The organism is Paenibacillus phocaeensis (genome assembly GCF_900021165.1).
GTDB classification, from domain to species: Bacteria; Bacillota; Bacilli; order Paenibacillales; family Paenibacillaceae; genus Fontibacillus; species Fontibacillus phocaensis.
This window is the reverse complement of the sequence record NZ_FCOQ01000009.1, coordinates 149,490-173,791: the sequence shown is the minus strand read 5'-3', so window position 1 is coordinate 173,791 and position 24,302 is coordinate 149,490. Positions and strand designations below refer to the sequence as shown.

Here is a 24,302-nt window from a genome sequence, read left to right as displayed (position 1 = left end):
CCGGTTATCTGGCCGCCCCTTTATTTGTTCGGGAGCGCTCGTCTTGCTCCCATTTCTTCAGCAGCGGGTAGGGATCAAACGCCCATTCCGTGCTTCCGGTGTCCCGGTAGATTCCGTAATGCAGATGCGGCGGGAATTTCCCCGACGTCCCCGGCGGGCCGTAACCGCTGCTGCCGACCCAACCGATCGTTTGCCCCGGCTCAACGAAATGGCCGACCTCTATCCCTTTCTCATATCCCTGCAAGTGAGCATAGTAGTGGTATCGATTGTGGATATCCCGGATGCCGATTCGCCATCCGCCGTAGGGGTTCCACCCTTTCGTCTCCACCACGCCGTAGCATACGCTGCGAACGGTTACGCCCATCGGGGCGAACAGATCGGTGCCCTCGTGGATGCGCCGACCGCCCCAGCCGCGCCGGTCTCCCCAGGTATCGCGATAGGTATAGATGCTGCGTAAGGGCAGGGGAAACGCGCTACCGGACAATTCCAGACGTCCCCAGTGATTATACATCTTCGCGAATTGGCGAATCCGCTCCACAGCGGAATCGTTCTGGTAATATCGCCACAGCGCAATACGGAAGTCCTCTTCCTTATAGCCGAAGCTGGTTAAATAAGAAGCCATGGTGAACAAGGCATCCCGATCGTTCTTGGGATCGGCTGCGCCATCGGAAGTGGCGTCTTTCCCGCTGCCGCCGAACAGCTCGATCGTGGCCGGATTTTGGTCCTCGGGATCCGGGTTTAGCGGGCCGGTCCAAAACGCTTCCTTAAATCGTAAGCCGGTTAGCTGCTGCTCCTGCTGCTTCTGCTCCTTGCGCGGCGTGATTGTCCGTTCGTATTGATCGACCGCGGCCAGCCAGTACCAAGGAACTTTCGTCAGCAATCCCATTTCCTCGTATAACGTGCGCCGCTGTTGGTACACGCTGGAAACCGTCTCCGCCGCCGGAGTTCCCGGGGCTTCGGCCTCCGCAGAGCCAAGCCCGAGCCCTGGCCATAATAAGGAGACCAGCGCTGCGCCGACGACGCACCATACCGCTTTGCCGCGGGCAAACCGTTGAGACTTCAAGGCAAGTATTCCTCCTTCGCCTTTATTTTGCACGCGATTCGTGACCTCTCTTAGATTGAGGCAAATGTTGTGTTTTTATTCCATTTTACGAAGTAGGTTTTTCCAGCAGATTCATGATATAATAAATGGCGCTACGGCTTAAATCACAAGAAGGAAGGTCTTGCGCTTTGGCAAAACAAATCCAGGAACCGAAACCGGATTGGATTCGTATCAAGCTGACGACAGGGGACAATTACCAAGACATCAAGCAGATGATGCGCTCCAAAACCTTACATACCGTTTGTGAAGAAGCGCGTTGTCCGAATATATATGAGTGCTGGGCGAACCGCACTGCAACGTTTATGATTTTAGGCGATATCTGCACGCGCGCTTGCCGCTTCTGTGCGGTGAATACCGGTCTGCCGACCGAACTCGACCTGCAGGAACCCCAGCGGGTTGCTGAAGCGGCGGAGCAGATGAATTTGCGCCATTGCGTCGTGACGAGCGTGGCCCGAGACGATCTTAAGGATGGCGGGGCCAGTATCTTCGCCGGAACCATTCAAGCGATCCGCGAACGGTTGCCCCTGTGCAGCGTAGAGGTGCTGATCCCCGATTTTCAGGGAGATGAGGAATCGCTGCGCATCGTGATGGAAGCGAAGCCGGATATTCTAAACCACAATATCGAAACGGTGGAACGGCTGTCGGATCGGGTTCGGGCGAAAGCGAAATATCGCCGTTCCCTGGAGCTGCTCCAGCGGGCGAAAGCGATGAAGCCGGATATTCCTACGAAGTCCAGCATTATGCTGGGCGTTGGGGAAGAATGGGATGAAATCTTGCAGGCGATGGACGATCTGCGGGCCGTGGACTGCGATATTTTGACGATTGGCCAATACCTGCAGCCTTCGCCGCAGCATCTGCGTGTGGAGAAGTACTATAAGCCGGAGCAGTTTGCGGAGCTGAAGGAAGAAGGCATGAAGCGCGGCTTCAGCCATGTGGAGTCCGGTCCGCTCGTACGAAGCTCGTATCACGCCCATGAACAGGTCAATTCGGCCAAGAAGCAAGCAGGCGTTCCCGCTTCGTCGTAAACCGGAAGGAGGATGGATCCTTTGATTCAAATCGGCGGCAGAACCTACGAACTGATTCAGAATTATCGGGATGCTTGGGATCCCGAAGCTTTTAAACAGCGGTACAGCGAGGTGCTCGACCGTTATGACTACATTATTGGCGATTGGGGTTACGAGAAGCTCCGCCTCAAGGGCTTCCTGCGGGACAACCATCCCAAGGCGAACCGGGATACGGCGTATTCCGGCATCACCGATTACATTAACGAATATTGCAATTTCGGCTGTGCTTATTTTGTCCTCCAGAAGGTGAAGGATAATCATAAGGACAAGGATGCCTCCAAGGATAAAGAGGCCGGAAGTCGAAATGGCGTACAACTGCAGGAAAGCGAAACGGCCCCCGAATAATCGGTGGGCCGTTTTTTTGGATGTGTCTTTTTGCCTTAGCAGATTAATTGACAGATAAGTTCAACATTCCGCGCTGATAACTCCATGCCAGCTTCGGATATTTCTTCTGGAACTCATGCAGTTCAAGATAGGATTCGCCGTCCACCAATTTCGCCGTTTTCGCAGCCAAGGTGAATCCGGTTTGCTTGCCAAGCGGATCGGTAATGGTTAATTTCCCATTGCTGGAGGTCCAGACGGGTTTCCCTTGAATCAATGAGGACAACAGGCGGGAAGGAGCATAGATCTGCTTGCCGCTTTGAATCACGTCAATATATCCCGGGAAAGCTGTTCCGTTAATGCTCAAGGATGCAGGTCCTCCCTTTACGCTTACGCGCCGTACACCGGCTTCATACATCCCGGTAATCAGTTGCGCCGCTGCATCGTTGGTCACCTCGATATCCGGCTTCAACCCAATATGGTTGAAATCCAGCTTCTTCGGCGTCAGGTAAGCCTGAACGGTCAGCTTCAGAGAGCTGCCATTGGACAGCGAGAAGACGTTCTGAATGCGTGCCTTGCCGTACGTTTGCGCCCCCACAACCTTAGCGATCCCGTTGTCGCGAAGCGCTCCCGTCAAGATTTCCGAAGCGCTCGCGGTCAGTCCGTTGGTCAGGACCACTACCGGCATCCCGATATCTTCGCCTCCGGTGATCTCGACAGGCTGCAGCTCGCCGCTTTGATCTGCGGTATACATCAGAATGCCGTTCTTGATGAAGTGCTTGGCGATGTTAGCAGCCGATTCAACGTAGCCGCCGAGGTTGTCGCGCAGATCCAATACGAGCGCGCCGATCCCTTCCTGACGGAGAGAAGCTAATTGTTCGGCGAACTCCTCATCGGCCGTATCAGAGAAGGAAGAGATGGCGATGTAGCCGACCTTGCTTGAAGGAACGACCTTCCCGGTAACCGAAGGCAGAGAGAAATGAGCACGTGTTATTGGATAAACCAAGGCTTGTCCGCCCCGGTTGACCGTAATTTTCACCTGGGTATTCTCTTCTCCCTGAATCCGTGCCACATCCTCGCTGCTGGTTACCGGCAGAGCGTCCACCTTAGTGATGACATCCCCCGCCAGGAGTCCGGCTTTGGAGGCCGGGGAATTAGGAAGAACGTCCGTGACGTACAGCTTGTCGTTATAGAAGCGAAGCGTAACGCCAATGCCTACGTATTCCTGATTGACGCCAGCCTCGAAATCCTGCAATTCCTCTTTCGAATAGTAATCGCTGTAAGGATCGTCCAAGGAATACACCATGCCGCGGATGGCATTATCGAGGAATTCCTTGCGCTCGACGCCTTCAATATTGTAGGTTTCCAGATAATTTAAAACTTCCTGAAGCGTTTGAAGTTCCGCACTCGTCTCCTCCGAACTCAGCGGAAGAACAGTTCCGGCTTCAGCAGTACCGGCAGTTCCTGCCGCTCCGACGATCTGGGGCAACCCCAGCAACGCGAGGGCCAACATCGGGGTTAAGGCATACTTGCGGAATGAAGTTAAGAGCATATTCAGGACTTCCTTTACTAAAATTTCGATATTCAGGAGCTTGTCTTGTCCGTTCACTTAGTCCAGGAACGCATTTCGCACCCGGTTCCAAAAAGGAAACGGCCGATAACGAACAAAACTGATTTTTCGTTCCGACACCTGGCAGCGCACGGAGACCAAATCGCTCATCGGCAGGTTAACGTGGTCAATCGTCAGCAGCAAGTTCTGTTCCTTCCGCGAATAGATATCGCAGTGATGATGCTTGGGCAATACCAGCGGGGAGCCCAGCGTCCGGAACACCCGATTGTTGATTGAAGCGATCTCCGTAATTTGCAGCGCTTCGATCGTCGGGTGGATCATCGCTCCCCCCAAGCTCTTGTTGTAAGCGGTACTGCCGGAGGGGGTTGATACGCAAATGCCGTCGCCGCGGAACATTTCAAACATCTGGTCGTTGATATCCACTTGGGCAACGACAGTGCCGTCGACGCCCTTCAGCGTAAACTCGTTCAGACAGATATGGGAGGAGGTCCCTGACCTCTTCTGAATCTCCAGCTCGATCAAGGGATAACGGACGATGCGGGGCCTCAGCAATCCGGGGTCCGCATGTCCGCTCATCATCTCCACCAGCTCGGGAATTTCATCGGCCTTCCAGTCCGCGTAAAAACCCAGATGGCCTGTGTGGATTCCAACAAATGCGATCGAAGGAATCTGATCGATAAACGTATGGAAGGCATGAAGCATCGTGCCGTCTCCGCCGATGGAGACGACGATGTCCGGGGATTTGGCATCGAGCTCAAGCCCATGCTCCGCAGCAAGCCTATGGAAGGTTTGGGTTAATTCGACGGATAGCTGATCCCCGCGGTCAAGTACATAGTATCTCAAGTTGACAAGCTCCTTTGGCAGAGGCGGTTCAAAGAAAGAATCGCCGTTTTGAACACGCGCTTGAATATCCTTTTGTAAAGATCATAATCAATTCGCCCGCAGAACACAACGTTTCATTTTCGGTGCGGTCCGCGGCGAATGAATCCCGATAGGAATGACAAAATAAGCAGGATGGCCATCGCCGCCAGGAAGAAACGAAATGCCCCTGGAAGGGCTTCCCAACCGTACAGCACCTCTTTCCGTCCGAACACCGGTGTGGGAATCGCCCACGCGGGTGCGGCTCCCATGAGGGGATTCCAGATGAGCAGCAGAAGCCCGGCGGACAACACGGCGTGAGAGAAACGAGCCACCAGAAAAGGAAAATAACGCAGGTCGGCACCATTTAAAATGCTAGCCACCTGAGCGTGAACCGATAATCCGCCCCAGGAGAGAATGAAAGCCGCCGCAGCCGCCTTGAACATCAGAGGGACCCCCTCCGGCGCAGCGGCCGCCTTGGCACCCAAGGTAACTTCGAATAAACCGCCCATCAGCGGCTCGGCCAGCTGGCTCGGTAGCCCGAGGAGCGGCAGCAGATGGCGAAACCCGGCATATAGTGAGCTCATGAATCCCGAAGCGGTCAGCACTTCAAGAATGACCGAGAAAAAGACCACCAGACCGCCAACGACGGTCATGAGCTGCAGCGAAGAGACGACCGCTTGCCGCAGCAGCTCCCCAAGGCTGCGGCCGTCCTGCAGGCGAGCCTCATGCATCGCCTGCAACGCCAGCTTCAGGCTGAAACGTCCGGATTCCCCCTCTTTCTCAGGAACCTCCGGTTCGTGACGATCGGGGCGGTAGAACCGCATGGCCAGGCCGATCAGCAGGGATCCCCCATAATGGGCCAACGCGAGGGCCCCGGCCAGCTTGGGATTGCCGAAGAAGCCGACGGAGACCGCTCCGATCAGGAAGATCGGGTCGGACGACGTGGTGAAGGAGACGAGACGTTCGCCTTCCACACGGGAAACCAGGCGCTGCTCGCGCAGTTGGGTCGCCAATTTGGCGCTGACGGGGTAGCCGGAGGCGAACCCCATGGCCAGCACGAAGCCGCCGCTGCCCGGGATGCGAAATACGGGTTTCATCAGCGGGTCAAGGAGCTTGCCAAGAAAATGGACAATCCCGAAGCCAAGCATGACCTCGGAAATAACGAAGAACGGGAACAGGGACGGAAACAACACGTCCCACCAGATGGCGAGGCCGCGGACTCCGGCCTGCCAGGAAGCTTCCGGGTAGTAGGCCATCAGCACGGTCAGCAAGAGCGCGGCCACAAGGGTGAGAAGCGTCGTCAAACGTTTGAATACCATGGGTATGCCTCCACTTCAATCATAGTGAAGTGTATGATTTGACTGGGACAAACAGCACAAAAAAATGAAGGAAGCGGTTTCAAAAAGGGCTGATCTTTTGGAGTTTCTGTGCTAAAATGATACTAAAGACCAATATGGATCTTAAGAACCAGCTACGATTCGATCATGACCGGTGCAGCAGCCAAATTTAGTGGATGGAGTGATGTTCATGAGCATTGTCGCAGGAGTTCTTGTCTGTGCTTTTGTTTATGTAATCCGCGCCTCTCTCGTCCATTCCGGCGAAGAGGACTGGCGCAGTTACTGATAGATTCTATACCCGCATCTAAGTAGAAGCTCCGGTAGGAGCTTTTATTTTTTTTTGATATAATAAGGAAAAACGGAGGCGGTGAACAGATGAATCAAGGCTTGAGCCTATACGATAACCTCGGCGGGGAGGGGACGATTCGGCGGTTAGTGGAAGCCTTCTATCCCCGGGTTCAGCGTGATCCGTTGCTGGGTCCCTTATTTCCTGAAGACATCACCCCGGTGATGGAGAAGCAATTTATGTTTTTGTCCCAGTTTTTTGGCGGGCCTTCCCTTTATTCCGACGCCTTTGGCCATCCGATGATGCGTGCGCGGCATCTGCCGTTCCCGGTCACCGAGGAACGTGCCGAGGCCTGGCTGGCTTGTATGCGGGCTGCGCTGGAGGAGATCGGGATTGAGGAGCCTTTGAGAGGCTTCGTGCTGGAGCGGTTATCCGGCCCGGCCTTTCATTTTGTAAACACACCTTAGACGACAGCAGACCATCCGCAGGGCGGACTTTTGAAAGGGAGTAGGATGATTTGGAACTTGAACCTCTGTATCAGATCAAAGTCACTTGTATCCATTGCCAAAATGAATTTTCGACTTCGCGCGTACGCCCCAGCTTTAAACGGGCCGTGCGTACGGATACGGACTTTTGCGGCTATTATCAGAAGGAGAACCCGGATTATTATGTGGTTCGGGTCTGCCCGTCCTGCGGATTTGCTTCGACGGAGAACTCGGTATCCCGTTTGACTGACCGTCAGAACGCTCTATTCCAGGAGGCGGTCGGCAGCCGATTCAACAAGAAGAACTACGGAGGGCATCGCGATTGGGAAACGGCGCTGGAAACCTATAAGCTTGCGTTGATATGCGCGCAAACCATCGGAGAGACCGACCGGATTATCGCGAGCTTACTCCATCACATCGCTTGGTTGTATCGGTATCAGAGCAATGTCGAACAAGAAAGACGATTTCTGGAGTTTGCGCTTGAAGCGTATATCCGCGTCTATGAAAACGAAGGCGTCGGCGCCAGCGATGCCCGCCTGATGTATCTGATCGGCGAGTTGTATCGGCGGGTTGGCAATTACAATGATGCGATCAAATGGTTCAGTCGCGTCATTAACGACAAACGGATTGTCGATGCGGCCATGATTCGGGCGGCCCGTGAACAATGGGCGGTCCTGCGCGAGGATATGCTGAGCGAGGGGCATGAGCTGCCGGAGGAAATGCGCGGCTGACGGACAAGCATATATGGCGATCAAGACACAACGAAGGGCCGTCCCGGAGGAAACGGCCCTTCGTTGTGTTAGATTGCAGCCCTCAGATCGGTCGTTGTGCTTACCGGACAACGGTATCGGTTAACAGATAATCGTTGTCGCAGTCCAGCACATGCAGCTTATGGCCGCAGCAGGGAAAGACGAGCAGCTTCTTCTTTCCTTCATGGATGGTTTTCAGCTCGCGAGGCTTCAGCGGCAGCAGCACGTTGCTGCTGGAGCAAAACGGGCATTCATGTACATAGACGTCCCCCATAACAACGTCATAGGGCCAAGACCGATTAAAGGGAATCATGAGGGCTTGGTTTCTTCACCGGCTTGACCGGCAGTTCCGGGTTCCGAGCCAGCGGCCGGGCTGCCCGCTTCTTCTTTAGCCAGTTCCGCGATTTTCTGTAACAGAATGTGCTGCGGCATATGCATAAGGTGCTCGATCGGCACTTTGAGTTTTGCGGCTAATTTCACGGCGGTATCCGCCGAGATTTGCAACGGTTTCATCGAATATCCCTCCTGGATTCTGCAGCTAGATAATAGTGCAACCTCTATTAGCATACACTGTAATCCCATAAGCCATCAATAATCACGATACGAAAGGAAGAGAACCGATGTCACGATTCGCCGGAACGATTCAACCTACCTGGGAACTGGAGACGATTTTCCCTGGAGGCTCCGCCTCTACAGCGCTGCGCGATCATCTCGATGCTTTGGAGCGGGAGATTGCCGCCTTCCAGGCCAAGCTGCAAGAAATGGAAGCCCCGTCCACTCTGGAGGAGACGAAAGGGCTGGACGGCCTGATTGCGGACCTGCAAGCGGCGGCCGCCAGTCTGTATGAAGCCAACAGCTTTGTCGGCTGTTTGACGGCACAAGACCAACAGGATAAGAAAGCGATCCAGCTGGACGCGAGAATCACCTCTTTAGGCGCATCTTATAGCAACGTAATGACTTTATTCCAGAACATTCTCCGGTTAACGAGCGATGAGGTCTGGGAGGCATGGATGAATCGGGAAGAAATCGCGCCGATCTCCTTCGTCCTCTCTGAGAAACGGGACCTTGCCCGGGAGAAGCTGGCGCCGGAGCTGGAGAACCTGGTCTCCGACCTGGCGGTGGACGGCTACCATGGATGGGGCCAGCATTATGATACGATCGTCGCCAAAGTAGGCGTGCCTTATGAAGAGGCGAATGGCGAGGTTAAGACTTTATCGGTGGGCCAAGCGGCCAATAAATTGGACGATCCCGATCGGAACGTACGGGAGCGCGTGTTTGCCAGTTGGGAAGAAGCCTGGACGAAGTCGGAGGACTACTGCGCCGACACGTTGAATCGTCTGGCGGGATTTCGGCTTAAATTGTACGAGAAACGCGGTTGGGAGGATGTGCTGAAGGAACCGCTCGCCATCAACCGGATGTCCAAAGCTACGCTGGATGCCATGTGGCAGGTCATCGTCGAGAACAAGGCGAAGTTCGTCGCGTATTTGGAGCGGAAAGCCAAACTGCTTGGCGTAGAGAAGCTGAGCTGGACGGATGTGGATTCTCCGCTGGGTCAGACGTCCGGCAAAATTACGTATGAGCAGGCAGCCGAGGACATCGTTCAGCAGTTCGGGAATTTCAGCCCCAAGCTGGCCGAGTTCGCTACGATGGCGTTTAACAAACGCTGGATCGAAGCGGAGGACCGTCCCGGCAAACGCCCGGGGGGATTCTGTACCTCGCTGCCGAAGAGCAAGCAGACGCGGATCTTCATGACGTTTGGCGGAACCGTATCCAACGTGTACACGCTGGCGCATGAGCTCGGGCACGCTTATCACCAAGATGTGATGGAGGAGCTGCCGATATTTAATCAGGACTATGCGATGAACGTAGCGGAGACCGCCTCGACATTTGCCGAAATGATCCTGGCCGACGCCTTCGTGAAAAACGCAGAGAACGACCAGGACAAAATCGTCTTGCTTGCCGACAAAATTCAAAATTCGGTCGCCTTCTACATGAACATTCATGCCCGGTTCCTGTTCGAAACCCGGTTCTACGAGAAACGGCGGCAAGGGGTCTTGGATGCGGCGGAGTTGTCCGAGCTGATGGAGGAGGCGCAGCGTGAATCCTACCTGGATTCGCTGGGCAGCTATCACCCGCATTTCTGGGCGTCCAAGTTGCATTTCTATATCACGGATGTTCCTTTCTATAATTTCCCCTACACCTTCGGATATATGTTCAGCACCGGGCTCTATGCCATGGCGCAGCGGGAAGGCCAAAGCTTCGCGGCCAAATACGATGCGCTCTTGGAGGACACAGGCCGCATGACGGTGGAGGAGCTGGCCGCCAAGCATCTTGGCGTCGATTTGACAAAGCCGGACTTCTGGCGAGAAGCGATGGCGGTGAACGTAGCCGACGTCGACGCTTTCCTGGAACTGACCCAATCCTGAGATCTATACAGGCCCTCGAAGGTCCTCGAAAGAGGGCCTATTTTTTATGTAGCATTTTGTCGGATAAAGGAGAAATATTTATCTTGATTAGGCATAAATGACCAAATATGTTGTATATTGTTGATGATTAGGAGGAGATATCCTATAATGTGACATAAGCCCTATATCATAGGTTGCAATCTTTGGGGGAAAGGTGGGAAAATATGCTGAAAGCCGAGCAAATTTCGCTTGTTAGGCAGATCGACATGGTTTTTAAGGAGCTGGAGGAGGAGTTGGCGGGATTATCTTCGGGCACCGTATTTCTGCAGATCCGGAATAATACCGTCGGGAAATTTGGCATCCGCCACAATCCGATTGAGGGAAGGAACGGGCAGCTTAGTGAGGATACACACGGGTTAAATGCGGAGCAGATCCATTCCTTTCGGAAGATGGCGATTCAATCCCTTCAATTCAAGCGTTACTGGACGCATGGCGAGATCAGCTACGAATTCGCGCTGCGACAAGGCGCGGTGGTCATTGATGCCGTCATGGAGTCGAACTATAATATGGCCAATTTGTTGATCCAGCGGTACCCACATCATGATAACGGCACAAATACATACCGGAACATGTCTTCCTAAAGTTTCTGCCGGGAGGCCTAACCCGCACTCATCGAGATTTACGGATATATGGGAAACAGGCGATCTGCTAAGCAGACCGCCTGTTTCTATAGAGGGTAATTGGAGTGCAAGTTACAGGTTCGAACGACCCGACAATTGCTGCTCCGCCAGTTGAACCAAACGTTTCGTGATGTAGCCCCCAAGAGATCCGGTTTCACGGGAAGTATAGTTCCCATAGTAACCGTCTTGCGGAATTTGTACGCCCAATTCCTGAGCTGCTTCAAATTTCAGTTGTTGCAGCGCAGCGTTTGCTTGAGGAACAATAAGGTTATTACGGCTTCCGCGGCTTTGACCTGCCATGTTTGTCACCTCCTTTGGCGTTTGTGATGTTAGTATGGTTCGTAGGGTGCAAAATATGCGGGAAAATTCAAAGCTAGGGGGATGGTAATTATTTCATCCGGCCGAGAAAACGCGGTACCATGCAAAAAAACCGCCTTCCAGGGAAGGCGGAAATTTTGAAAAAAACCTGAGATCAGCCGTTATTCGGATAGATCATCTCCAAGGAAAGGTTCAACTCCAGCGTTTGCTGAGGCGTCAGCTCGATCAGTCCGGTTTCCTTGGCCGGAAGCTTTAAGTTGGGGGCATCCGGCAGCCAGGTATAAGGCTCGATGCAGAAAAATTGATCTGCCTCTCCCTTCGAATAGATCACCCAGAATTTAAAATGCTCCGGGTCAGCGGTGTAGCGAAGTCCGTAGCCGTCATCGCGCATCATCAGAGCTTCTGCCGGTTTGCCGCCGATACGAAGCATCGTGTCGCAGTTCACGCCGCTCAGATTCATTCCCTGATTGAGGGCATCCCAGGTTCCCAGAGGGGCGGTTTCCCCGGTAGGAATATTCTCTTCGTCGGAGACAAAGAGATCGGTGACGGGGAGCTGCAGATTCCAGCGACCGGGTTCTCCGTCAATTCTGAACCAGGTATGCAGACCCAACCCGAATGGCGCGGGGTTCTGGCCCAGATGGGTAATCTTAAAGGATTGCTTCAAACTTGGCCCCTGCAGCCTGAGCGTCATCTCCAGCTTCAAGGGTTCGGGGTATTGCCGAATCCAGTCCGGATCGTCGGAGGTGATGAATTCCGTCGTGATCGCACAGCCTTCATCATCCTCTTCGATATCGCTTACGCACCAGCTTTGCGTCCGGTGCAAACCATGAATATGGTTGTCGTTCGCGGTGTTGCGATCGAATTGATATTCTTGCCCGGCATATGTGAAATGCCCTCTGCGAATGCGCCCAGGGGGAGTTAAGAGCGGGATGCCGAAGTGATAGGGCTTCTGCAAATAGAAATCAAGTTCGTTCTCATCTGGATGACGCAGCACATCACGCTGCTGGACATGGTCCCATATACGAATGACGTTATTTCCAAGGCGGGGTAGCAGCGTGACTTCAAGCTCGCGGCTATGTAAGATGTACGTATCGTAACCGTTCCATTGCCCTTTGGTCACCTTTTTCATATCGTTGCTCCTTTTCCCACATAATCAGTTCCGTTAAGCTAGACTAATCATAACACTTTTTCCGTTGGACGAAAAATGGATTTGACACCGCCTTTCGGGCAAATTATGATAAATACAATACAAATACAGCGGAGATGAGGGGAAGTAAGCAAAGGATTCGTCCTGCAGAAAGCCGGTGGTTGATGCAAACCGGTGGAGGAGCTTTTGCCGAATGGGCCTCGGAGCGCCGCGCTGAACATGAAGAGGTAAGCGAACCTTTTCCCAGTAGGCCGGACGGGTGATCCACGTTACGGATAGATAAGGCCGATAATTCTTGAGGGGGTGTCCCTGGGATACTCCGTGAACTCAATGTCGGCGAATGAGGGTGGCACCACGGTCTCACGTCCCTTTGCGGGCGTGGGGCCTTTTTGCATTGGATCGAACTCGCTGACGCAGGAATGGCAGTATGTTTTTTTCATGAACCAAACGCATAGAAGGGGGATTTACGAATGAAAAAAGTATTATCCGGCATCCAACCCAGCGGCAAGCTGACGCTAGGCAACTACATCGGAGCCATCAAAAATTTCGTCACCTTGCAGCATGAATATGCCTGCAACTTTATGGTCGTGGATCTGCACGCGATCACGGTTCCGCAGGAGCCGGCCGCGCTGACGGAGCAATCCGAAGCGGTGGCGGCGCTGTATATCGCCGCCGGCATCGATCCGAACAAAGCCAATGTGTACCTGCAATCCCACGTGATGCCGCATGCGCAGCTCGGATGGCTGCTGACGACGCTCACCTCGATGGGCGAATTGGAACGGATGACGCAATTCAAAGATAAGTCGGCCGGCAAGGAATCCGTAGGGGCCGGGCTGTTCGTCTATCCCGCATTAATGGCGGCGGACATTCTGATTTATAACGCAGACCTGGTGCCGGTTGGGGAAGACCAGAAGCAGCACCTGGAATTGACCCGCGATTTGGCCGGTCGGTTCAACCATCGGTTCGGCGACTACTTTACGCTGCCGGAGCCGTATATTCCGGAAGTTGGCGCACGCATCATGTCGTTGGACGATGCCTCCAAGAAAATGAGCAAGAGCAATCCGAATCCGGGCAGCTATATCGCCCTCTTGGATACGCCGGATGAGATCCGCAAGAAGATCAGCCGGGCGACGACCGACTCGGGCCGGGAAGTGAAGTTCGATCCGGCGGGCAAGCCGGAGGTCAGCAATCTCATCACGATCTACAGCCAATGCTCAGGCCTTACGATCGCCGAGGTGGAGAAGCGTTACGAAGGACAGATGTACGGGCCGTTCAAGAAGGATCTGGCCGAGGTTGTCGTCAGCGTGCTGGAGCCGCTCCAGCAGCGTTACCGCGACATTCGCGAATCGGGCGAGCTGCGCAGCATCTTGCGCCAAGGTGCGGAAAGAGCGTCTGAAATGGCCGAGAAAACGCTGCAGGACGTTCAGCGCCTGATGGGGTTTGTCGGGAAATAAACGGTGAAACTAGGGAAGAAAGGGTGTGCCTGGGGCTAAAGAACGCCTCGGGCAGACCCTTTTTCCATTCGAGCATGCTTGTGGAGGCCGAGGGAGACAAAACGAAGGTTTAGGTACGGTAAATCGACTGCGCCATCTCGAAGTTCTTGTTGAAGGCGGAGCCGAATGACATAATCAAAGGACAGGGAAAGATCTGATCAAGAGACACTCATTTGATGGACGAAGGCGGGATTTTATGAACTTCTTCAGAAGCCGCACGTTCCGCAGCAAGCTGAAATCGGCCTTTCTTATCGTCATCCTCCTCTCGATATTGATTACCGGGGGATTCTCTTATTCCATTTCGGCTGATGTTGTGGAGAAGAACGCTTTAAATCTAACCCAGGATACGGTGACCAAATCGGCTCAAATCGTCGATGAGAAGCTGAATAAACTCATGATTATTATGATGACGTTTATGTTAAGCCAGCCTTTTCGCAGCATGCTGAAGGATGCTTCGACCGGGGAGGCGAACCGGTATTATACGCATCTGGCCAATATGGATAACGTATTCTCCCAAGCCCGGATCGCCGAACCGCTGATTCACTCCATTTACATTTCCACTCCGATCGGCGAGTTTTACCCGCTGACGATGAATCGGAATCGCCAGAGCCGGTTTCAAGATACGTTCCTCTACGACAGAGTCCGGCAAGAGAATAAAAACGTTTGGGTTGAGGGGCATGAAGACATGTTGTTTTCGGGAAAAGACCGAGTGATCTCGCTCATCCTGGAACCGATCTTCGATACGCCGGTCAAAGAGGTCTATATTGTGGTAAATATCCGGGAAGAGGGGTTCCGGAATCTGGTCGAGGCAGGGGTGGGACAGGAAGCGGTCCGTTTTCTGCTCAATGCGCAGGGGGTACCGGTCTATTCGCAAAATAGCAGCTTGGTCCAGAAGGCGGTCAGCCAGGTTCCTATTTTGAACGAATGGGGGCATCACGACGCGGCAGGGACTGGAAGCGCTTCCTACCGGGTTGATCGCCGCGAGTATCTGCTGAATTACGCCCGGCTGGGCATTGCCGACTGGACGATGGTGACCATGCAATCGAAGGATTACGTCCTAAGGGACCTAATCTACGTGAAATGGATGATCGTCGGCATCACCCTGGGGGCCTTCGTGATCACCGCCTTCATCTCCGGCGGGTTGACCCGCTACCTGCTTTCCCCATTGCAGGGGCTGCAGAAGGTGATGAAGCGCGTAGAGGCGAATGATCTCACCGCGAGATTCACGGGACAAGGCAATGATGAGCTGGCGCAGGTGGGGTTTCGCTTTAATCGGATGCTGGAGCAAGTCGTCGTCTTGATCGAGGAGGTCAAGCAGGCGGAGACCCATAAACGCTCCGCGGAGATTAAAGCGTTGTCCGCTCAGATGGACCCGCATTTTCTGTACAATACGCTGAACACGGTGTATTGGAAGCTGAAGCTGGGACAAGTGGAAGAGTCCCAGCGGATGGTCGTTTCATTGTCGCGTTTGTTCCAGCTTGGACTCAATAAAGGCAACGAGATTACGACGCTGCAGAAGGAGCTGGAGCACGTCAAACAATATCTGGAGATTCAAGCGTTGTGTTACCCGAATTTATTTCAATACGAGATTCGCGGCGAGGATTCGCGGCTCCATACGTGGCCGATTCCGCGCCTCATGCTTCAGCCGCTCGTGGAGAACAGTATCCTGCATGGCTTCAAGGATATGGAAACCGGCGGGCGAATTACAATCGAGGCTGCGTTAGGGCCGGATCAGAAGCTTGCGGTGATTACCGTCTCAGACAATGGACGGGGCATGGAACAAGAGGACGTTCGGCCGCCCCAAGAGTCAGCTCCCGAGCATGGGTATGCCATTCAGAACCTGATCAGCCGACTGCAGCTGTTTTACGGAGATCAGGCGAATTTAACGCTGGATAGCAAGCCGGGTCAGGGGACGACGGTGAGGTTAACTTTACCGCTGGAAGGAGAGAAGAAAGATGAAGGATGAGTTGCAAGATCCTATCCGTTTATGCGTGATTGATGATATCCGAAGCGTTGTCGACGGTTTGATGGCCATCCGCTGGGAGGATTACGGGATTTCGCTGCAAGGGACTTCGTCCAACGGATGGGACGGGTTGGAGCTGGTAACCCGGGGGAAGCCGGACTTGGTGATCACGGACATTCGGATGCCGAGAATGGACGGTCTGACGATGCTCCAGCAGATGCTCGAAGCCAATCATCACTGCAAAGTGATCCTCATCAGCGGGTATGCGGATTTCGATTATGCCCAGCAGGCGGTTCATCTGGGGGCCTATGAATTTGTCGTCAAGCCGTTTACGGAGGAAGAGATTCTCGACGTCGTGCTGCGAGCCAAGGCGGAGATTCTGGAGGAACGCTCTGAGCTGCACCGCCATCACTTGATGGAGTCGAAGCTGAGAGAGAGCATGCCGGTGCTTCGGCAGGAATACCTAAGTATGCTTGTCCGCCATCGAACGACCTGGGAGCATGCTTCTGAACGATGGAATTTCCTGGGGATCGATCTGGAGCCCCAAGGTTTTATCGTGATGTTGATTGAGATCGATAAATTTCGGGAACAGGTCGCCGAGCTTTCGATTCGCGAAGTCGAACTGATTCGATTCTCGCTGCAAAATATCGTGGAGGAAACGATCCGCCAATCCGGCAGATGCGTTGTCATTCGCGCTAAAAATAACCGTTTCCTGGCGCTCTTGAACGATACCGCCCCACAGAATGCAACGTGGATTGCCGAGTCTTGCTGCCGGAATATCGAGCAGTACACCAAATTCACGGTATCCATCGGCGTCTCCGGTCCAGTCCGGCAGACCCATCAGCTTCCCGATGCCTATCGGGAGGCAGAACGGGCGCTCGCGTATCATATCTTCAGCGAAGGCAATGCCGCGATCGGCGTCGGCGATTTGCCCGAGACCGGGAGTCAGGCTCCGCTGTCTCTGGAGCGAAAGGACGAAATTCTTCTCGCGCTTCGCACGGGCAACGGGGAACGGGCGGCCTTCCTCTTAGGCTCCATCTCTTCGCAGCTTCAAGGTCTTACGCCGCCGCCTCACCCGGATTATTTGCTCAGCTTGTACGACGAGCTGGCTGCCTCCGTGATTCGGGCCTTATATGAGCTGGCGCCGTTCGCCGAGGTGCAACCGCTGATCACCCGCTATAAAACGATGCGGGGGACCACCGGGCTGCCGTTAAGCAGCCTGGAGCAGCAGCTGTCCCTCCTATGCCGTGAGGGAGCGTCCGTGGTGGCCAGCAATACCTTGTCGGAAAGTCAAAAGATTATCTTCAAATCGCTGGAGTTTATCCAAGGCCGGTTGGGGGAAGAAGTCACCTTAGCCGAGTGCGCGGCGCATGTGCATCTCAGCGTGAGTTATTACTCCAGCCTGTTCAAGAAAGTCACCGGAATGACGGTCACACAGTACGTGAATCAGGAACGAATTCGCTTGGCCAAAACCCTGCTGGCGGAAGGCAGGTCGGTACAGGAAGTTTCTACAGCCGTGGGCTACGAAGAGCGGCGGTATTTTAGCGAAATGTTCAAGCGAATTACCGGGATGACACCTACGGAATTCCGATCCGATGATCATCCCGATCTCCCGGAAGAGGCGGAACCGACAAAACCATGAAATCGCTGCCCTAAAGAGTGGGTTCGCCCCACTCCTTTTTCATGCCCGTGATTTTATAGTGAAGAGGAAGACAAAACAGTCTCAATTTAGAAGGGGGAAATGTCTATGATGAGAAAAACGCTGCTGCTCGGAATGAGTCTCTTGCTGATCTTCGCCTTGGCCGCATGCGGCGGGGGTGGCTCCAATGCCTCCAATGCGCCGAAGGATTCGACGAACAACGCGAAAAATGAGGGCAAGACGGCCGGATCTCCCGTAAAACTGCAGTATTGGACCGACGACCGCCATGACCAGGAATACATTAAAGAGATGGTTTCCAAATTCAATGAGACAAACGAGGACAACATTCAAGTGGAATTGACCGTGATGTCCGAGAACTACACGCAAAGCGTGGACATCGCGTTCTCCAGCAATCAGGCGCCGGATATTCTGCGTTTGAAAAGCGCCAATACCGAAGCTTTCTTCAAAAAAGGCTATCTGCAGCCGATTGACGGCTATTTGACAGAGGACATGAAGGCGAAGTTCTCCTCGGTGATCATCGACGGGGTGAACCGGTTCGACGGCCAGATCTATTCGCTGCCGAATACAGGCTTGACGCTGCGATTGGTTTACAACCAGGATCTGTTCGACAAAGCGGGAATTGCGAATCCCCCGGCCACGCTTCAAGAGATGGTCGATGCTGCCAAGAAGATCACGGAGGTCGGGAAATCTGAAGGAATTTACGGCTTCGCCCTGAACTTCAAGAATCCGAAGCAGGCGTTTGATCGTTCCGTAAGAGAGATCTTGTCGCTTAGCGGATACCAAGGCTTAGGTTTTGATTTTAAAACCGGCCAGTTCGACTTCGGACCTTACGCGCAAGTCATGGATTATTTCAAGCAAATGCATGAGGATGGCAGCATCCTTCCGGGTGCGGAATCGCTGGATATCGACCCGCTTCGCGCCCAATTCGCGGCCGGCAAGATCGGGATGTATCTGAGCTTCTCTACCGAACCGGGCGTATATCAAGACCAATTCCCGACGGAAATCCATTGGGCCGGCGCACTCGCACCAACGCTGGACGGTCAGAAGGGGACATCCGAGATCGTATCGGCCGGCACATGGCTGGGAATGAGCAAAACCTCGCAGCATCAGGATGCGGCTTGGAAGTTCATGCAATTCATGTATGCGGACGACGTGCTGACCACGTATCACGAGAAAGGATTTGGCATTTCCGTTGTGCCAAGCATTGCCGAGAAGGCGAAAACCCCGGAGGTAAAAGGGATGGAAGGCTTCCTCATCGGAGAGAAGGATTCCTTGTGGCCGGTATCGCCTAACGTGACGCCGGAAGGGGCGAACTACGCGGATGCCTTCTTTAAATACATGCTGGACGGCGGCGATGTGCAGAAAATCGTCGCGGATTTAAATCAACGTTACAATGACGCCTTGGCGAAATCGGTGGAAAAAGGAGAAGTCCAAGTGACTCCTAACCCTTCCTTTGATCCGGCCAACCCGCAAGGACTATAAGGCTTAAACCGGGACAGGAGCTTTTGTGAGCGGGTGACAAAGCTCCTTTCCTGTCTCCGGACAAACAAACCTACAAGGGGGAGGAACCGAACATGGCCAAGTTGAAGCGGCTTCGGGAGAACAGTTTGTTCCTGTTGCCCAGCGTCATTCTGACTTTGGTTTTAGGTATCTATCCGTTAATTTGGATGCTGCGTTATATGTTTTACGATTACGTTGGATACGGGGAAGCTCTGTTTATCGGGTTGGATAATTTCAGAAGGTTATTTCGCGACGAGCAGTTCTGGGCATCGGTGGGAAACACGTTTGTGTTCGCCGGAGGCAAGCTGTTGCTGACGATTCCGTTATCCTTGCTGTTGGCGGTGCTGCTCAACGGCAAGCTGCGGGGCAGAAATCTGCTTCGCGGGATCTATTTTATGCCGACGGTCATTAGTACCGCGGTAATTTCGGTGGTCTTTTACAACATTTTCAATTCCTACAACGGGATGATTAATCAACTGCTGATGAAATACCACCTCATCGGGCAGCCGATCGACTGGCTGGGGCCCAAACATGCGATGTTGACCGTCATTATCGTGGCCGTATGGGGGGCTGTCGGCAACTACATGCTCTTGTTTCTCGCAGGATTGCAGAGCATTCCTCAGGATTTATACGAAAGCGCTGCGATTGACGGAGCCCATGCCGGACAGCGCTTCTGGCATATCACGATCCCGATGCTGGGGCCGGTCATGCAGATGATTATCATGCTGGCGATCATCGCTTCGCTTAAAGGTTATGAAAGCATCATGGTCATTACCGAGGGAGGTCCGATCGGCAAGACCGAGGTAATGTATCTCTACTTGTATAAGCTGCTCTTCCCGGTATCGACGGGATCTCCGGTGACGCAGCAGTTCGGATACGGCAGTGCCGTCGGATTTGCCACGGCGATCATCGTCGGAGCGATTACAGCCGGTTACTATTTCTTGAGCAAGAAGATGAACAAGGTATTCTAGGGGGGATGAGGAGTGACGAATGAAACATCGATTGCGGGAAAAAAGCCGGGCCTGCAAGCCGCAAAATGGATGGTGCGCCCGATCATATGGCTGTTTCTGCTGGCAACGGTCCTGCTTACCTTGTTTCCGATATTGATGACGATTCTGGGCTCTTTGAAAACCGGAGCCGAGATGATGAGCGGCGGGGATTTGCTGCCGAAGGAATGGCAGTTCCACAACTATGCGGAAGCCTGGCAGCAAACCAATTTTGCCAGGTTTACGTGGAACAGCGTGTTCTTAAGCGTGATGAGTACGGTCGGCACGCTGTTGGTGGCAGCGATGGCGGCTTATGTTGTGGACCGGCGGGACTTCCCGGGCAAAGCGCTCTACGTGGGGGTCCAAGCCTCAACGATGTTCATTTCCGTAGGGGCGATCGTATTGCGGCCTCAATTTGACCTGATGGTCAAATTGAACCTGAATTCATCGTTATGGGGCGTGATTCTCATTCTGATCAGCGCCCATTCCAGTACATTTTTTATCTTGCAAGGATTCTATAAATCGATTCCGCGCGAGCTGGATGAAGCGGCTATGGTGGACGGATCGGGCTTTATTCGTACGTTCTTCAAAATCATCTTGCCGCTGCTAACCCCGGGGCTGGGGGTGGCCGGGTTATTCGCTTTCCGTCACGCCTGGAACGAATACATTCTGCCGCTCGTCTTCACGATGACAAGTCCGCATCTGCAGACGCTGACCGTCGGGCTGGCCAATCTTCGCTACGGTTCTTCCGCAGCGATGCAAATTCATTTGATGATGGCGGGGGCTTGCCTGTCGATCCTGCCGATGCTGCTTGTGTATATCTTAGCGAACAAAACCTTTATCCAAGTGACGGCAGGCTCCGTTAAGGGATAATTCATCTGTGCAGAGGAGGGTCATGATGACCGAGAAGAAGATCACTTTACCGGTCCAAACGATTCCGGTGTCCTACGAGGTGGACGTCTTGGTGGTTGGCGGGGGCGCTTCCGGGATCGCGGCTGCCATCAGCGCTGCCGAAGGCGGAGCGAACACACTGCTAATCGAGCAAAGGGGATTCTTGGGCGGGATGGGGACGGTGGCATTAGTCCCGGCGTTTTGCCCGTTTACCGATAAGGAGAAACCGATTATTCGCGGCATCGGGATGAAGCTGATGGAGCGGATGAAGCAAGCCTGCAACGCGGATTATCGCGCCGAATACCAGCATACGCTGGATTGGGTTCCGATCGATCCGGAAGTGTTGAAGCGGGTATACGATGACGCTTTGATCGAGAGCGGCGTCTCGCTGCTTTATCATACGTTTGTGTTTGACGTTCAGCTGTCCCATGATCAGACCCGGGTGGAAGGGGTGGTCATCGCGAACAAAACGGGGCGTTCCTTTATCCGCTGCCGTTACTTGATCGATGCGACCGGAGACGGCGACATCGCCGCACTGGCCGGCGTGCCTTTTCAGAAAGGGGGCGAGCAGGGCGAATTGCAGCCGGGGAGCATGTGTTATTTGCTGGCAAATGTGGATCGGGTGAGGTTTAAACAGTTTTTACAGGAGACAGGGGATACCGGCCAGTTGCACCAAACCGTGGAACGGGCGATTGCCGAAGGCGCTTTGCCGGAGGGACGCAAATCGATCTCCGGTCTGGCCTGGGTGAACGACTATCTGGTTGGCGTGAATTTCGGTCATGTGTTTGGCATTGACGGGACGAAAGCCGAAGACTTGACGCGAGGCGCGATCGAAGGCCGTAAATTGGTTGAACGCCAGGTCGAGTTCTTCCGCAAGTATGTCCCCGGGTTCGAGAAGGCGCATCTGGTTGCCAGCGGGGAGCAGGTGGGCATCCGGGAAACGCGGCGCATTCAGGGAGATTACGTTCTGACGGTAGACGACTTCATCTCGGCGCGGTCTTTCCCGGATAACATTGCCCGCAACGCCTATTACATCGACATCCATTTGGCTAATCAAAAAAGTGAGATGACCTTTAACCACTTGCCCCCGGGGCAGTCTCACGGCGTACCTTACCGGATTCTGTTGCCCGTCGGCATCGATAACCTGTGGGTAGCGGGCCGTTCCGCTTCGTCGGACCGGGCGGTTCAAGGCTCCTTGCGGGTGATGCCGAACTGCTTCGCGATGGGGCAGGCGTCCGGCACGGCGGCCGCGCTGGCGGCGCGTACGGGAGCAACCTCGCGCGGGATCTCCGTACCGCAATTGCAGCAAATCTTACTGGAGCAGGAGGTTTGGCTTGGAGAGGAATTTCAGGTATCCTTCTCCGGGGAAGATGCTGCTGCAAACGAAGGAGAACGATGATGGGCCCGCTGCAGTTGAAAGATCTGCCGCTGAACGACGAATGGTTTCACGGGGCGGTGTCGCTTGAACGGAATTCTGAGGGAATAAAGCCGTGGCGGATTCCTTATGCGGATTACGAGTTGTTTCCCCCCGACGGGATTGGTACGAAGGCGGAGATCTGTGCGGGAGTCCGCCTCCGCTTCAACACCGATTCCTCGGTGATTTGCTTGGGATTCACGCCTTTGGAAGACGATGCGACCCTCGATTGTTTGTGTGAGGGGAGGCTCCAGGTTAGACTGAAGCTTTCCCGAGGGGCGGTGGAGGCAAGATTTCAGGGAATCCCACGCGGTCCCCAAATCGTCGAGGTTTATCTTCCCCAAAATGTAGGGATGACGATAACCCGTCTTTCGGTAGAAGCGGATGCTGCTTGCTTGGCCGCACCGGATCTCCGCCCGAAGTGGGTCGCCTACGGAAGCTCCATCACCCAATGCGTGGCGGCCGAGGGGCCTTCGTCAACCTGGCCGGCGATCGCTGCACGGGAGTGCGGCTTCCAAATCACGAATTTGGGGTTTTCGGGCAACTGTCATTTGGAGCCAAGCGTCGGTCGAATGATCGCCGGTTTACCGGCCGACTTGATTTCGCTTTGCGTGGGGATCAATGTGTACGGCGCGGCATCCTTAAGCCCGCGAACCTTCAAGCCGGCTTTGATTGGCCTGATTGCCGCGATTCGCGATCGACATCCCGATACGCCGCTTTTGGTCATTTCGCCCATTTACGCTACGGACCGGGAAACGAATGAAAATCCCTTAGGTTTTACGTTGACAGCGATGCGCGAGGAGATTCGAGAGACGGTGAAGATGTTCCGCCGGCGCGGCGACAAGCGGATCTATTATGGCCATGGCCTGGACTGGTTCGGGGAGTCCGACAAGGAACACCTGTCCGACGGGCTGCACCCGGATGGCGAGGGGTACCGGCTGATGGGAGAGCGGTTTAAGGGACGAATGTTGAGTTTGCTTGAGCCAAGGGAGAACAGAGAATGAGGAGGAGGACGTGATGGTCCATCAAGTTCCAGAACTATTAACTTCAAGTCCGGTGATCCGGCGTTACGAGCATAATCCGATATTGGACGCCGCCCGCGTACCTTACGATACGGCGCTGGTATTTAATGCGGGAGTCACTAAATTCAACGGCAAGTACGTGATGATCTTTCGCAACGATTACGGTTCGCTGGAGGATCAGACGATCGAACCGCACGATACGACCGATCTCGGCATCGCGTACAGCGAGGACGGGGTCCATTGGCAAGCCGGACCGAAGCCGGTATTCAAGCTGCATGACGGGGAGATCATTCGGGCGTACGACCCCCGGTTAACCGTGTTGGACGGCCGCTGCTACATGTGCTTCGCCGTTGACACGAAGCATGGCATCCGAGGCGGGATCGCCGTCACGGACGATCTGGAGCATTTCGACATCCTCAGCTTATCGACGCCAGACCTGCGCAATATGGTTCTGTTCCCGGAGAGAATCGGTGGCAACTACGTCCGCCTGGAGCGTCCCTTTACCGTGTACGGCCGCGGCGGAGTAGACCGGTTCGACACCTGGATCTCGCAGTCGCCAGATCTGGAGTATTGGGGCCGGTCGGAGCTGCTGCTTGCGGTTGAACAGGTCCCGTTTGCCAATGACAAGATCGGCCCGGCCGCTCCGCCGGTGAAGACGAACAGGGGCTGGCTGACGACGTTCCATGCGGTCGATATCGATCCTTCCCGCGGGAAGAACGGTTGGGAAGCGGCCTGGAAGAAACGTTATACGGCGGGAATCATGCTGCTGGATCTGGAAGATCCCCGCAAGATCGTGGGGATGAGCAGAGAGCCGCTGATGGCGCCTGAAGCAGCGTACGAGATCGACGGCGGCTTCCGCAATAACGTGATTTTCCCCGGCGGAATGGTTCTGGAACCGGACGGAGAGGTCAAAATCTACTATGGCGCAGCCGACACGGTGGAGTGTTTGGCTACGGCGCATGTAGATGATCTGATCCGGCTTTGTATGGACAAATAAATAGCATTCCCGTCAAAGCCGCCGGACATGTCCGACGGCTTTCGTGTCACT

23 protein-coding genes and 1 other annotated feature are annotated in these 24,302 nt (G+C 54.2%); of the genes, 15 read left to right on the top strand and 8 right to left on the bottom strand.

Annotated elements, in window-relative coordinates; all coding sequences use genetic code 11:
• Positions 1-4: 4 nt before the first annotated feature.
• Positions 5-1,063 carry a M23 family metallopeptidase gene (locus BN3795_RS03840; RefSeq protein ID WP_068783420.1) on the bottom strand — a complete coding sequence of 353 codons (1,059 nt, stop codon included), beginning with the start codon at positions 1,061-1,063 and terminating at the stop codon, positions 5-7.
• Positions 1,064-1,230: 167 nt separating this feature from the next.
• Here BN3795_RS03840 and lipA point away from each other — a divergent pair, with 167 nt between their 5' ends.
• Together lipA and BN3795_RS03830 are read left to right on the top strand one after the other, a co-directional pair.
• Positions 1,231-2,127 (top strand): lipoyl synthase, encoded by an 897-nt coding sequence (lipA, locus tag BN3795_RS03835; RefSeq protein WP_198524642.1) that lies wholly within the window; start codon positions 1,231-1,233, stop codon positions 2,125-2,127.
• A gap of 12 nt (positions 2,128-2,139) precedes the next feature.
• The gene (locus BN3795_RS03830; protein WP_232729847.1) at positions 2,140-2,511 is read left to right on the top strand and encodes a YutD family protein; all 372 of its coding nucleotides are present in this window, start codon (positions 2,140-2,142) and stop codon (positions 2,509-2,511) included.
• 43 nt (positions 2,512-2,554) lie between these two features.
• Here BN3795_RS03830 and BN3795_RS03825 read toward each other — a convergent pair whose 3' ends face one another.
• The 3 genes from BN3795_RS03825 to ylbJ form a co-directional block, all read right to left on the bottom strand.
• Complete coding sequence (locus BN3795_RS03825) at positions 2,555-4,039, bottom strand: S41 family peptidase (RefSeq protein WP_068783418.1); 1,485 nt, start codon at positions 4,037-4,039, stop codon at positions 2,555-2,557.
• 57 nt (positions 4,040-4,096) lie between these two features.
• Positions 4,097-4,900 carry an NAD kinase gene (locus BN3795_RS03820; RefSeq protein ID WP_068783417.1) on the bottom strand — a complete coding sequence of 268 codons (804 nt, stop codon included), beginning with the start codon at positions 4,898-4,900 and terminating at the stop codon, positions 4,097-4,099.
• Between the two features lie 113 nt (positions 4,901-5,013).
• Positions 5,014-6,237 carry a sporulation integral membrane protein YlbJ gene (gene ylbJ, locus BN3795_RS03815; RefSeq protein ID WP_068783416.1) on the bottom strand — a complete coding sequence of 408 codons (1,224 nt, stop codon included), beginning with the start codon at positions 6,235-6,237 and terminating at the stop codon, positions 5,014-5,016.
• Positions 6,238-6,630: 393 nt separating this feature from the next.
• Here ylbJ and BN3795_RS03810 point away from each other — a divergent pair, with 393 nt between their 5' ends.
• Both BN3795_RS03810 and BN3795_RS03805 read left to right on the top strand, forming a co-directional pair.
• Complete coding sequence (locus BN3795_RS03810; RefSeq protein WP_068783415.1) at positions 6,631-7,008, top strand: globin domain-containing protein; 378 nt, start codon at positions 6,631-6,633, stop codon at positions 7,006-7,008.
• A gap of 50 nt (positions 7,009-7,058) precedes the next feature.
• Entirely contained in the window at positions 7,059-7,757 is a 699-nt protein-coding gene (locus BN3795_RS03805; RefSeq protein ID WP_068783414.1) for a DUF2225 domain-containing protein, read from the top strand.
• Positions 7,758-7,857: 100 nt separating this feature from the next.
• Here the strand turns inward: BN3795_RS03805 and BN3795_RS03800 are convergent, their stop codons facing one another.
• Both BN3795_RS03800 and BN3795_RS03795 read right to left on the bottom strand, forming a co-directional pair.
• Positions 7,858-8,088 (bottom strand): hypothetical protein, encoded by a 231-nt coding sequence (locus BN3795_RS03800; RefSeq protein WP_068783413.1) that lies wholly within the window; start codon positions 8,086-8,088, stop codon positions 7,858-7,860.
• Positions 8,085-8,288, bottom strand: coding sequence for a YycC family protein (locus BN3795_RS03795; RefSeq protein WP_068783412.1), 204 nt, complete (start codon positions 8,286-8,288; stop codon positions 8,085-8,087). The genes BN3795_RS03800 and BN3795_RS03795 overlap by 4 nt, the downstream gene beginning before the upstream one ends.
• A gap of 107 nt (positions 8,289-8,395) precedes the next feature.
• Between BN3795_RS03795 and BN3795_RS03790 the strand changes: the two genes are divergently transcribed.
• Both BN3795_RS03790 and BN3795_RS03785 read left to right on the top strand, forming a co-directional pair.
• The gene (locus tag BN3795_RS03790; RefSeq protein ID WP_068783411.1) at positions 8,396-10,201 is read left to right on the top strand and encodes a M3 family oligoendopeptidase; all 1,806 of its coding nucleotides are present in this window, start codon (positions 8,396-8,398) and stop codon (positions 10,199-10,201) included.
• Between the two features lie 203 nt (positions 10,202-10,404).
• Positions 10,405-10,821, top strand: coding sequence for an O-methyltransferase (locus BN3795_RS03785; protein ID WP_068783410.1), 417 nt, complete (start codon positions 10,405-10,407; stop codon positions 10,819-10,821).
• A 111-nt stretch (positions 10,822-10,932) separates the two neighbouring features.
• Here the strand turns inward: BN3795_RS03785 and BN3795_RS03780 are convergent, their stop codons facing one another.
• A complete protein-coding gene (locus BN3795_RS03780; protein WP_068783409.1) occupies positions 10,933-11,160 on the bottom strand; it encodes an alpha/beta-type small acid-soluble spore protein in 228 nt (75 codons plus the stop codon).
• A 172-nt stretch (positions 11,161-11,332) separates the two neighbouring features.
• Positions 11,333-12,307, bottom strand: a complete 975-nt coding sequence (locus BN3795_RS03775; RefSeq protein WP_068783408.1) for an aldose 1-epimerase — start codon at positions 12,305-12,307, stop codon at positions 11,333-11,335.
• Between the two features lie 122 nt (positions 12,308-12,429).
• Positions 12,430-12,698: a binding site (T-box leader), on the top strand.
• A 97-nt stretch (positions 12,699-12,795) separates the two neighbouring features.
• Here BN3795_RS03775 and trpS point away from each other — a divergent pair.
• From trpS to BN3795_RS03730, 9 genes are all read left to right on the top strand, one after another.
• Positions 12,796-13,779, top strand: coding sequence for a tryptophan--tRNA ligase (gene trpS / locus BN3795_RS03770; protein ID WP_068783407.1), 984 nt, complete (start codon positions 12,796-12,798; stop codon positions 13,777-13,779).
• Positions 13,780-14,014: 235 nt separating this feature from the next.
• Entirely contained in the window at positions 14,015-15,784 is a 1,770-nt protein-coding gene (locus BN3795_RS03765; RefSeq protein WP_068783406.1) for a sensor histidine kinase, read from the top strand.
• Entirely contained in the window at positions 15,774-17,423 is a 1,650-nt protein-coding gene (locus tag BN3795_RS03760) for a response regulator (protein WP_232729846.1), read from the top strand. Before BN3795_RS03765 ends, BN3795_RS03760 begins: the two co-directional genes overlap by 11 nt.
• A gap of 105 nt (positions 17,424-17,528) precedes the next feature.
• Complete coding sequence (locus tag BN3795_RS03755) at positions 17,529-18,923, top strand: ABC transporter substrate-binding protein (protein WP_068783405.1); 1,395 nt, start codon at positions 17,529-17,531, stop codon at positions 18,921-18,923.
• Positions 18,924-19,015: 92 nt separating this feature from the next.
• On the top strand, positions 19,016-19,912 hold the full coding sequence (locus tag BN3795_RS03750) for a carbohydrate ABC transporter permease (protein WP_068783404.1): 897 nt from the start codon (positions 19,016-19,018) through the stop codon (positions 19,910-19,912).
• A gap of 69 nt (positions 19,913-19,981) precedes the next feature.
• Positions 19,982-20,800: a carbohydrate ABC transporter permease gene (locus BN3795_RS03745; protein ID WP_110945024.1), complete on the top strand. Its 819-nt coding sequence runs from the start codon at positions 19,982-19,984 to the stop codon at positions 20,798-20,800.
• A gap of 22 nt (positions 20,801-20,822) precedes the next feature.
• A complete protein-coding gene (locus tag BN3795_RS03740) occupies positions 20,823-22,217 on the top strand; it encodes an FAD-dependent oxidoreductase (RefSeq protein ID WP_068783402.1) in 1,395 nt (464 codons plus the stop codon).
• A complete protein-coding gene (locus BN3795_RS03735) occupies positions 22,217-23,236 on the top strand; it encodes an SGNH/GDSL hydrolase family protein (RefSeq protein ID WP_232729845.1) in 1,020 nt (339 codons plus the stop codon). Before BN3795_RS03740 ends, BN3795_RS03735 begins: the two co-directional genes overlap by 1 nt.
• A 13-nt stretch (positions 23,237-23,249) precedes the next feature.
• Positions 23,250-24,251 (top strand): glycoside hydrolase family 130 protein, encoded by a 1,002-nt coding sequence (locus BN3795_RS03730; RefSeq protein ID WP_068783401.1) that lies wholly within the window; start codon positions 23,250-23,252, stop codon positions 24,249-24,251.
• The last annotated feature ends 51 nt before the right edge of the window (positions 24,252-24,302 follow it).